This is a genomic window from Thermus brockianus, assembly GCF_001880325.1.
GTDB lineage: Bacteria > Deinococcota > Deinococci > Deinococcales > Thermaceae > Thermus > Thermus brockianus.
Map to the genome: position 1 here is coordinate 1 of NZ_CP016314.1, position 10299 is coordinate 10299.

12 protein-coding genes are annotated in these 10299 nt (G+C 70.1%); 9 read left to right on the forward strand and 3 right to left on the reverse strand.

Annotated features, from left to right (window positions below):
* Positions 1-111: 111 nt before the first annotated feature.
* Complete coding sequence (locus A0O31_RS12535; protein ID WP_071678287.1) at positions 112-1416, reverse strand: hypothetical protein; 1305 nt, start codon at positions 1414-1416, stop codon at positions 112-114.
* A gap of 214 nt (positions 1417-1630) precedes the next feature.
* Between A0O31_RS12535 and A0O31_RS12540 the strand changes: the two genes are divergently transcribed.
* From A0O31_RS12540 to A0O31_RS13385, 5 genes are all read left to right on the forward strand, one after another.
* A complete protein-coding gene (locus tag A0O31_RS12540) occupies positions 1631-1987 on the forward strand; it encodes a hypothetical protein (RefSeq protein WP_237259086.1) in 357 nt (118 codons plus the stop codon).
* A 1905-nt stretch (positions 1988-3892) separates the two neighbouring features.
* Complete coding sequence (locus A0O31_RS12545; protein WP_071678288.1) at positions 3893-4204, forward strand: ribbon-helix-helix domain-containing protein; 312 nt, start codon at positions 3893-3895, stop codon at positions 4202-4204.
* Between the two features lie 6 nt (positions 4205-4210).
* A complete protein-coding gene (locus tag A0O31_RS12550) occupies positions 4211-4996 on the forward strand; it encodes a hypothetical protein (protein ID WP_071678289.1) in 786 nt (261 codons plus the stop codon).
* Complete coding sequence (locus tag A0O31_RS12555; protein WP_071678290.1) at positions 4993-5346, forward strand: hypothetical protein; 354 nt, start codon at positions 4993-4995, stop codon at positions 5344-5346. Before A0O31_RS12550 ends, A0O31_RS12555 begins: the two co-directional genes overlap by 4 nt.
* A gap of 178 nt (positions 5347-5524) precedes the next feature.
* On the forward strand, positions 5525-6307 hold the full coding sequence (locus A0O31_RS13385) for a hypothetical protein (protein ID WP_237259085.1): 783 nt from the start codon (positions 5525-5527) through the stop codon (positions 6305-6307).
* 228 nt (positions 6308-6535) lie between these two features.
* Here the strand turns inward: A0O31_RS13385 and A0O31_RS12565 are convergent, their stop codons facing one another.
* Together A0O31_RS12565 and A0O31_RS12570 are read right to left on the reverse strand one after the other, a co-directional pair.
* Positions 6536-6760 (reverse strand): DUF2283 domain-containing protein, encoded by a 225-nt coding sequence (locus A0O31_RS12565; protein ID WP_071678291.1) that lies wholly within the window; start codon positions 6758-6760, stop codon positions 6536-6538.
* An 11-nt stretch (positions 6761-6771) separates the two neighbouring features.
* Positions 6772-7044 (reverse strand): DUF4258 domain-containing protein, encoded by a 273-nt coding sequence (locus A0O31_RS12570; protein ID WP_152024493.1) that lies wholly within the window; start codon positions 7042-7044, stop codon positions 6772-6774.
* Between the two features lie 152 nt (positions 7045-7196).
* Here A0O31_RS12570 and A0O31_RS13530 point away from each other — a divergent pair, with 152 nt between their 5' ends.
* The 4 genes from A0O31_RS13530 to A0O31_RS13535 all read left to right on the forward strand — a co-directional run bounded on the left by A0O31_RS13530 (position 7197) and on the right by A0O31_RS13535 (position 10185).
* Entirely contained in the window at positions 7197-7664 is a 468-nt protein-coding gene (locus A0O31_RS13530; RefSeq protein WP_071678292.1) for a MerR family transcriptional regulator, read from the forward strand.
* Positions 7665-7858: 194 nt separating this feature from the next.
* Positions 7859-9142, forward strand: a complete 1284-nt coding sequence (locus A0O31_RS12580; protein ID WP_071678293.1) for a replication initiation protein — start codon at positions 7859-7861, stop codon at positions 9140-9142.
* A gap of 496 nt (positions 9143-9638) precedes the next feature.
* Positions 9639-9899: a DUF4160 domain-containing protein gene (locus tag A0O31_RS12585; protein WP_071678294.1), complete on the forward strand. Its 261-nt coding sequence runs from the start codon at positions 9639-9641 to the stop codon at positions 9897-9899.
* A 10-nt stretch (positions 9900-9909) separates the two neighbouring features.
* A complete protein-coding gene (locus tag A0O31_RS13535) occupies positions 9910-10185 on the forward strand; it encodes a DUF2442 domain-containing protein (protein WP_126186935.1) in 276 nt (91 codons plus the stop codon).
* Positions 10186-10299 lie beyond the last annotated feature (114 nt).

The following is a 10299-nucleotide window of genomic DNA, read 5'->3' on the forward strand; positions in this document are numbered from 1 at the left end:
GACCTGCGGGGTTTATGCATCTTCTCCCCCGGAGATCCCGGGGATAGGGGCAGGCATGGACTTGCAAAAACCCGGGGGCCAAGTAGGGCCCCCGGGTGTCCCGCGAAGCTTCTAGGGCAGGGTGTAGGAGGAGCCGCTGAAGTAGACGTAGCGCTGCGCCCAAGCCAGGTCTACCCCGGCCAGCTCGTCTTCCGTAGGCACCCGCGTGGAGAAGAGGACTTGGGTCGCGGCCAGGGTTCCCCGGAAGGCCATGAGGTCGAGGCTCACGGAGCGGCTGGCGAAGCCCTCGAGGGCGTACCTCAGGCCAGGCACCACGGGAACCGTGTAGGTGGTGCTCCCGTTAGCGTAGACCACGATCCGCGCCCTCAGGTTGTAACCCCCTTCCGCGTCCTGTACGAGCCCGTTGTTGACCGTGAGCTCGTACATCTGGGCCTGCGGGTGGGCTAGGGTGAAGGTGGCTCCGTCCACGCTGAACTGTCCCGCCTCCCAGGGGTTCATGAGGCTCGGCGTCCAGTCGTTCCCTCCGGTGTCCTTGACCACCATGAGCAGGCTGCCCACGCTGTTCGGGTCCGCGGGGGCCGCCTGGGCGACGCCGAGGTACTTGCCCGAAACGTTGAGAAGCCCGTAGCGGTCGGCCAGTCCCACGGGACTAATGACCCCCATGCCGTTGCGGAAGAAGTACACCAAGGCGCCTCCGATGTAGCCCTGAGGCACTTCGAGGGAAGCGATGTTCCGGGCCCCGGAGAAAGGCTGCCATCCCGTGGCGTCCACGGTCGTGGGCGCATCTGGCCCTACCACGAGCGTCGCCAGCTTGTAGCCGATGGGAGTGACGGAGCTCGGTATGGGGCCGCCCTCGCCCTCGGGACGGAGAACCGTGAAGAGGACCTCTTGCGTCCCATCGGTAGTGTAGGCGGTGAGGGAGACGGGGTTGGAGCCCGTGTAGGTTTTCATCTCGTTGCCGACAGCCACCGTGTCCCCTGGCTGAAGCGTGTAGCTGCCGATGCTTTCGGGCAGGTTGACTTCGAAGGTCCGGGGGTAAGTGGGTCCGTTCTCGCAGGAGAAGCTTAGAGCGGTCGCCTGGCTCACCGTGGCCTTGAAGAGATAGATGTCGGTGGGCACGTTCGGCCCGCTCTGGCAGCGCACGGCCACCTCGTAGTCCCCGGTGGCGGTGAAGGTGGCCTGGCCGCCGCTGAAGGTGAGCGTCTGCCAGCTCCCGCTCCCCACCCGGTAGTAGGCCCCCACCAGGGGCCCGGAGTCCAGCTGGCGGACGGTGACGGTGGTGCCGCTTCCGCCGCCTCCGCCGCTACCCCCTCCGCCTCCACCGCCCCCGCTAGGCGGAGGGGTTTGGGGGCAGGCGGTGAGGAGGAGGCCGAGGCTAAGTCCCAGAGCCATCAGGGCAAGCCGTTTTGCTTTCATGGCACCTCCTTTGGTTTTCCAGGATACAAGCCCCCCTTACCCTGAGGCCAGTGGACCCCACCCCCTGGCCCCTCCACCGGGCCCACCTGGAAGGCCCCGCCCACCTCTCCCGCCTCCCGGGGCGGAAGGCCCTCCGCCTGGAGGCCCGGGGCCTCTTCGCCCGCCTGCGCCGCTTCTGGTGCCCCAAGGGGGAGTTCCCCCGGGGCTCTTCTGGGTGCGCCTCCACCTGCGCACGGACGGGGAAGGGTTCGCCACCTCCCTCCACCTGGCCGCGTGCCGCCCCCTGGGGGAGGCCCCCGTGGAGGCCCTTCCGGGGGAGCCCCTGGCCTTCACCCTGCTGGGGGAGTGGCTCGGGGCCCTGGAGGGGGTGGGACGGGTGCGGGTGCGGCTTCCCGGGGAGGCCCCCTTCGTGGTGCGCTTCCTGGCCCGGAGGCCCCACCTCCTCCCCGCCCCCGGGGGCCTGGTCCTGGCCCTGGGGGTGGTGAGGCGGGGGAGGCTCCTGGGGGAGGCGGTGCTGCGCCTGCCCCTTCCTCCCTCGGAGCTTCCCGGGGCCCCTTCTCCCGGCCCCTAGGGGCCCTAGAAGGCCGCCCCCTCGGTGGCCAAGAGGGGAATAGCCCCCACCCCTACCCCGGCCTTCTAGGGGCCTTTGGAGGGGCGAGGAGGGCCAAAACGAAAACCCCGGCTGAAGGTCAGCCGGGGGCGGGGGATAAGGGTGTCCCCCTAAGGGTGGGCTTCTCGCCCTGAGATTCGTGTCCTTCCGGGCCCGCAGGCCCTTCCGGCCACCGCCCGGGAACCCCCCGCGGGGAGCTCCGGGCTTCCCATCTCCCGGTTTCTGGGCCCGGGAACGCCCCCTCCTGTACGGCCGGAGGACGCCGTGGCTGGCCCGTTTGGCCGGCCTTCGCCGCCACGGTTAGGCCCGTGGCCACCACCGCGTTGAGGCCCGCGGCCAGCCGGCACTCTGGCAGTTCCCTTCCCCCCCTGTGAGGCCGGGGGACCACGGCGACTCCCGCTGCGCCCTCTCGGGGCGACCTTCTCGGCCAGGCCGACCTCGGCCAGCCCACTCCTCGCGCCTCTTCCTAGCGCCTCCCACGGGACCGGCCCTGGGCGCCTCGCGCCTCGGCCGGCTCACCGCTTGGGCGCCCTTTCTGGGCCAACCTTCCCGGCCAGCCCACCACGCCGGCGCTTTCGGGCCGACCTTCCCGGTCAACCCCTTCTCGGCCCTGTCGCCCCCTGGCGTTTTGGGACGCCGCCTGGCGGTCGCCGCCACGGTTAGGCCCGTGGCCGCCACGCCCACCTCCTCGCCAGGATCCGCCTCCTCCCGGAGGCCTCCCCTGGGGGAGGCCAAGCGCCTTTTCCTGCGACACCTGAGGCTTCACGCCCCAGAACTTCCGAGTCCCTCGGGTACTCCACCTTCCCCTCGGGATCCCTCTCCCGGTTGTCGGGGCAGGGGTTGCCCCCCGCCCCCGAAGCGGTGCCGAGGCCCCCTGGGGTGGAAGCCCCAGGGTAAGCCGGTCCGGGCTTTCCTACATCCCGCGAACGCGGGCCAGGTTCGCGCACCGCATGGGGTACGGGGCCCCCCACGCAGCCGTTCCCCCTCGTACTCGCCCGGTCTCCCCCTCTCGCGCGCCGGGTTTTCGCCGCCGCCTCAGGGGGTCCAAGCCCCCTTACGCCAGCGGGTACTCCCCACGGCTCACCGGGACCCCTTCTCCCCTGCTGCCACAGGTCCGGGGTCCAGGCCGAGAGGTTCCCCCGTTAGGCCGCGGTACTTGCCACTTCCCGCCTTCGCTACGCCCTGGCCGCTTGCGTGGCCCTTTCCCCCTACGAGGTTCCGGAGCTCGGGGTACTCCAGGCACGGCCAGGACTTCACGGACCCCAGGCGGGCGGCTCGGAGCAGGGAGGGGTTCGCACCCTCCCCGTTACAGGCCTAGCTGTCGTGCGCCCCCGGTTGTCCCGGGTCAGCGGGGCCTCCAGTCTCCCTCAGCCCCCTGGTGCCTCGCGGCACCCTCAGCACCGGCCTGCTCCGCACACGTGATGGGGCTATGGGTTCACCCCATCCCGTGGGTGGGCCTTTCACCCACTTTCCCGCGGTCAGCCCTGGGGGTTCGCCCCCAGGACCCTTTCCGGGTCGCCCAACCGTCGCCCCCGATCCCTCGGGGTATGTGGATTGCGGTCGAACCGGAGGCTGTGCCCCCGGAGCGCCGCGTTGAGTGCGGGGCGAGCCAGGATTTTCCCCCGGCACCCCGCTTCCCCGGCGTTCGCCATCGGAGTGGCAGCTCCTAGGCTACTTGTCCGGCCCCGGCACCACCCGGGTTAGGGTTCAGCTCCCAGCCTACTTGGGCCCGCCGCCCCGGGTCAAGCGGGTCGCCCAAAGGAACCTCATTAAGAGCCCGACAACACCCAGGAACGCGTGAAGAGAAGCGCATTTCCTTGACAACTCCCCACCCCCGCGCTACCCTCCCCCCTAAGGGAGGCCATCATGTCTACCCTGTCCCGCCTACAGAAGCGCCTAAAGGAGAAGGCCAAGCCCCGCCTCGAGGAGCGCCTCACTCTGCGCCTGGATCCCGCCACCCATAGCGCTCTGGAAGCCCTCGCCAGGGAGCACGGTATGACGCTTTCCGAGCTCGCCCGAGAGGCCCTGACGATGCTTGCGGAGGAGTACCGAGCTAGGGCGACAAAAGAGAAGGCGCAAGAGCCGCCTAACGAGCAACCTCAAGGCCCCTCCAAGGAGCCTTCCGACACGCCCCCCTCCGACACGCCCCCCCTCTTCTCCGGGGCCGCCCAGGAGTAGACCGCCATGACCGACCCCGAGGACTACCCCCTCCTCAGAGGCCAGACGGCCCTCCTGGCCCAGGCCCTGCGCCTGGTGAGCCGGGACGGGTACACCTGGTGGCAGGTCCAGATGGTCCCCGTGGAGAAAATCTTGGCCGCCGTGAAGAAGCTGGACAGCCGGTACGCGGTCCTCATCGGCCCCAAGGCCAGGGCCATCAGGAAGGAGGCCCGCCTGCCCGTGGCCCACCTCCTCCTGGCCCCGGTGAGCGTGATGCCCCCGGAGAACCCTCCTCCCACCTGGCCCCTCATGCTCCTGGCCCCGCACCCCCTCCCCGGGGAGGGGATGCGGCGGGTGGAGGCCTCCCTCGAACCCAAGCGCCCCCTCTACTGGGTGGCCTGGCGGGAGGGGGAGTGGAAGCCCACGTACGTCCTGCGGAAGGACCAGCGGGGGCGGTGGACCTGGTTCCTGGAGCCCTCCTTCCACCGGGCCCTCCTGGAGGAGGCCCTGGCCTACGCCGCCGAGGGGGACTGGAGGGCCCTCGTGGGCCACATGAAGGCCCTGGGGAACCTGCCCATGTTCAGCGGGGTGTGGAGCCAGGTCCAGGAGATCCGCCGCAGGGTGCAGAAGCTCTGGGGGGACCGGCACCTGCGGGATCCCTCGGGCCAATGGAAGGCCCCGCCCTGGCGGAAGGCCGTGGAGGCGTGGCCCAAGGCCCCCCTCTCCCCCATCGGGATGCGCCTCTACCCCGAGGAGCCTCCCCGGACCCTCGGGGAGTGGTGGGCGATGCACCGGAAGGGGGGTGGGGCGTGATCCGGAGGCTGGCCCGCCTCCTCAGGGAGGTGGCCCGGGGCCTCCCCGACCCCGATGAGGACCCCGACCTGGGGCCCTTCTGCACCTACCTGCGCCAGCGGTACGGCCGCCACGCCCTGGACCTCCCCCCCGAGGCCTGGGAGGAGGGCCTTTTGGCGCTCATCGCCGAGACCATCGCCGAGGGGTGGGACCGCTATGGGGCCCCCTCGGCCGCCCGGGATCCCGAGGGGGAGGGGTACATCGCCAGCGCCGAGGTGGGCCCGGAAACCGTCCTCGCGCGGGGCCAGACGAAGCGGGAGGCCTACCGGGAGGCCCGGAGGGCGTGGGTGAAGCGGCTTCTGGGAGGGTAGGCAACCCTACTTCCTTCCCCTCGGACTGCCAGACCCGTGCGGAGGTGCGGTTTCCCCTGGAGTCCGGGAAAAGCCCGTTTTGCTAAAATGCCTCTAGCCCCGCCTATCTGGAGAGCCTCGAGCTAGGGGCTATTGGAGGAGGTTCGCCTATGAACCGGAGCAAGTGGGCACTTTGGGGTTGATCCTGGTTTTGGGCCTCGTGGGATGCGGTGGTCAGGGGGGCGGGGACACCCGCACCGTCAACGCCTCCCTGGGGACCTGGAACTACGGGGGGCAGAACCCGGGCCTGGCCGTCATCCTTTGGGCGGACCTGCAGGCCCCCACCAGCCCGGACGGGTTTAAGGTGACCGTGACCGGCCCCAGCAGCGCCTCTCCCGTCACCTACGGTCCTTTTTGGAGTTCACTTTCCGGGCCCGTGTTCTGGTGGTTGCTTAGGTCCGGGGTAGTGCCCGCTTCAGGGGACCACACCATCAGCGCCACCCTCAACGCCAGCCAGAGCCTCAACCGCACCTTTAAGTTGGACGCCAACTCCACCTTGCCCCAGCCTCAGAACGTCACGGTCCAGGCCACCCAGAACAGCGCCACCTTTTCCTGGTCCTCCGTCTCCGGGGCCAAGTCCTATTTTGTGGAGCTCTGGCAGCTGGACAACCAAGGAAACCCGACCTCCCGATTGTTAACCTGGTACACCACGGCCACCCAGGTCCAGTTCACCCAGAACGCCGGTCTCCAGCTTCCCCCCGGGAACTACCGGGCCTGGGTCTTCGCCGCGTCGGTGGACCTGACCCAGCTTCGCCGCCCGGGCCAGGCCGCCCAGCTGGACCCCCAGATCAACTTCTCTGCGGCGTGGAGCCAGCAAGCCGTCCAGGTGCAGTCGGTTGGCACCTTGAGGGTCGTGCCCGCGCCTGACACCGCGCCCGTCCTTCCTCCCGAGCCGGACGCGGAAGGGGGGTTGTCCCAGTAGGGCGAAGGGGCCGGCTCTCCGATGGACCACCCTGGGAGGCCAGGGTGGCTTTCCTTTCGCGCCCACCTCCTTGCCCGGGCCCGGGAGTCCATTGAGGCTTACGGCCGCGAAGGCCGAGGGGAGGAGGCGGGGAAGACCCCCCTGGTCTACGCCCTACGCCCCCTTCCAGGGAGAGGAGCTCCGCCTGGTCGTCGTTCCGGAGGGCCCCATCCTGCCCGACCGGACGGCCTAGGCCCCCGTCTTCTCCCAGGTGGGGAGGGCCTCCAGGAGGAGGCGGGAGAGGGCCCTGGGGTCCGAGAGGCGCCGGCTGGCGTCCAGGATCTCAATCCCCAAGAGCCTTCCCTCCCTGTCCCAGTCCAGGGCTACCCCCGGGGCTACCTCCTCCACGGTGGCGGGGCCCTCCCCGAAGGCGATGTAGAGGGCATCGGCTTCCGGGTCGTAAGTGATTCGCATGCTTCCTCCTTTCAGAGACCCCCCTTGGGCAGGAAGTAGACGTAAACGGTGATGACCACTAAGGCGTCCTCTTCCTCCACGAAGATGGGCCGAACCTGCTTGGCATTGTAGCGCCGACCGTTCCACTCCCCCGCGAAAGGGAACTCTAGGGTGGCGCTCCACCTTCCCTCCAGGGCTGGCGCCCAGGGGGCTTCCCGTATGGCCCGCTCCACCTCTTCCTGGGTGGCTCCTCGGGCGAGGCGCATACGAGCGTGGGCGGTGAGCCGGACGGGCTTCTCCCGCACGCCCCTGAGCTTACCCAAGGAGGGCCGCCTTTGTCTGGGTGGCTAGGCCCTTCGGTGCGCCCTTCCGGAATCGCCCCAAGGGGGTGAGCGCCCGCTCAGCGCCGGGGGTGAGCGGTAAGCGCTCACCCTGAGCGCCTGGGTAGACTGCGGTCATGGACCACTCGGAAGGGGAAGACCTCGGCCAGACCCTCCTGCCCCCCCACCTGGCCGCCCGGGCCCTGGGGGTCTCCCCGGCCACCCTCCGGCGCTACGCCGCCCTGTGGGAGGGGGTGGTGGGCCCCCTGCCCCGGGACCCCCGGGGGGGCCGGCTCTGGCCCAAGGAGGCCCTGGCCCGCCTCCAGGCGGCCCGGGAGGCCCACCTGCGGGAAGGCCTCCCCCTGGAGGAGGCCCTGGCCCGGGTCCAGGGGGACTTCCCGGCCGCCGGCCTCGCCCTCCCCTCCGAGGGGGAGGCCCTGGCCCTCCTCCGGGCCCTGGCCGAACGGCTGGAGCGGGTGGAGGGGGAACTCCGGGCCCTGCGGGAGGAGAACGCCTGCCTCAGGGAGGCCTTGAAGGCCCTGGAGCCCCCGGTCAGCGAAGCTACCTTGAGGAGGCGGCCCTGGTGGCGGTTCTGGGGGCGGTGAGCCAGGGGGTTCGCACCTGGCCCGCCTACGCCTTGAGCTTTGGGGAAGCCTTTCCTTGGGGTTCTTGGGAACCTGGCCCTGGGAGCTTGCCCTAGAATGGGGGTTATGTGCAAAGACCCCGGCCGGATGAACAGCCGAGGCCTCTCCTCCCCAGGAGGCCTCCATCCTAACCCGGCCGGGGGAAGGAGGCAAGCGTGGAAACTCCAATCCGGCCGGGAAGCCTTCATCACGAGGAAGCCCGTAAAACCCTTGCCAGCATTCTGAACCTCCTCCAGAAGGACCGCGCCCTGGGGGAGAGGGCCCTCTCCCTCTTCGCGGCCTTCTACGGCCTCCCCCTGGAGGCCCTTCGCGCCCACCTCCTGGCCCCTCCCCCCCGCTCGGAGCGGGCCCGGGAGGCCTTCCAGCGGCCCTACCTCGCCCACTTCGCCCAGACCCTCCCCCGCTACCCCTACGCCACGGACGATCCCCAGGCGGGGGTGCGCGTCTACAAGCGGGAGAACGCCCTCAAGAGGGTCCACGTCCAGGTGGGCCACTACCCCCACGCCGTCTTGCGGCTCGTGGTGGACGTGGACCTTCCCTGGCCCCAGGCGGAGGAGAGGCTTCGTGCCCTCCCCCCCTCCCTGGTCCTGGTCAACCCGCGATCGGGCCACTTCCACGCCTGGTACGAGCTGGACCCCATCCCCCTCAAGCCCCCGCCCGGGCGGGAGGAGAGCCTGAAGGGGGCCCTGGCCCTCCTGGCGGAGGTGGAGGCCCTGCTGGAGGCCTACTACGGGGCGGACCCGGGCTACACGGGGCTCCTCTCCCGGAACCCCTTTCTCCACCCCCCGGAGTGGACCTGGGGCGGGGGGAAGCGGTGGAGCCTGCGGGACCTCCACCGGGAGCTCCAGGGGCTCCTTCCCCCCGGGACCCGGAGGCGGCTGAGCCCGGGCCTCGCCTCCTACGGGCGGAACTGCGCCCTGTTTGACCGCCTGCGGGCGGAGGCCTACGCCCACGTGGCCCTCTTCCGGGGCGTCCCCGGGGGCCGGGAGGCCTTCCGGGCCTGGGTGGAGCAGAGGGCCCACGCCCTGAACCAGGCCCTCTTCCGGGACCACCCCAAGGGGCTCCTGAGCCCCCGGGAGGTCCACCACACGGCCAAGAGCGTGGCGAAGTGGACCTACGACCGCTACCAGGGCGGACGGGTGTACGCGGTCTCCTCCACGGGGCGGCCGGACCGGAGCCGCCTCTCTCCTCAGGCCCGGGCCCTGATCCCGCCCCTCCAGGGGGAGGAGCTCCAGGAGGCGGTGCAGACGGGGGCCTCCCTCGGGGGGCGGAAGCGTGGATCCCGGCGCAGGCAGGAGGCGGAGGAGAAGCTCACGGAGGCCCTGAAGCGCCTGCAGAGCCGGGACGAGGCCATCACCGCCCGGGCCCTAGCCAGGGAAGCGGGGGTGAGCCCCACCACGGCCTCCAACTGGCTCAAGCGGATGCGGGGACAGGGTTGAGTGTGGATGGCTAAAGGGCCCCCCAAAAATCGGGGTTTTCGCTGTCCAGCACGTGGCGGAAGGGTGTCCACAAGCCTGGTGGCTATCAGGGTATACAGGCGGGGTCGTGGGGGTGCAGCCCCCGCCAGCCCCGAAGGGGCTGTATTAGCAAGCTGAGAAAGTCCCCTTAGCGTAGCTAACGGCTAAAGTCCCCCTTCTTTTTCCTGAAAGTCGCAAAAATTTTGTTTTTCCTTGGGGTAGGCACTGCGAGATCCGAGAGAAAGTGAGATACCTCACATATTTACCCCACCCACGCGCGATTTTCGCCGTCCAGGACGGCAAAAACCCCGACTTCCCCCCTCGAGGACCGCCCCTAAAACGGCTTTTAGGGCGGGGGGTGGGCGGGGGGGCACCTTCCTTACCCCTCCCCATGCCCCCCGGCCTTCTAGGGGCCTTAGGGTGGGCGAGAGGGGCCTTCTTGGGGCGGGGTCCGGAGCCTCCCCGGTAGGCTCTACCCATGCCCGTGATCAGCCGCTTCCTTGGCCTGGTGGTGGCCATGTACTACCAGGACCACGACCCCCCGCACTTCCACGTCCGCTACGGGGAACACCATGCCCTGGTGGCCATCCGCGACCTCCGGATCCTTGCGGGGAGCCTTCCCCCTAGGGCCTTGGGGCTGGTGGTGGAGTGGGCCTCCCTGCACCGGGAAGCCCTCCTAGAGAACTGGGAGCGGGCCCGGCGGGGCGAGCCCCTGAGGCCCATCCCACCCCTGGAGTAGTCTGGAGGGGATGGTGGTGGAAGTGGTGGAGGCCAGGCCCCTGGAGGTCTTAAAGCTCTGGCTCCGCTTCTCGGACGGGAAGGAGGGGGTGGTGGACCTTTCGGCCCTGGAGCTTCCCGGGCTCCTCTCCCGCCTCCGGGACCCCGGCTTCTTCGCCCAGGTGCGGGTGGATCCGGAACTCGGGGCCCCGGTCTGGCCCGGGGGGCTGGACCTGGACCCCCTGGTGCTCTACGCCCAGGCCCTAGGCACCGGGCTTCCCCTGCCGGCGGAGGCCTCGGGGGCCTAGGGGCTTTCCAGCCGATGCGTGTGTGTTCGCGAAAGTTCACCTTCGCGCAGGAAAGGGCGAAAAGCGACCAAAATGACCCCTCGGACCGCATAGGCTTGCCGGGGATCCCGGGAT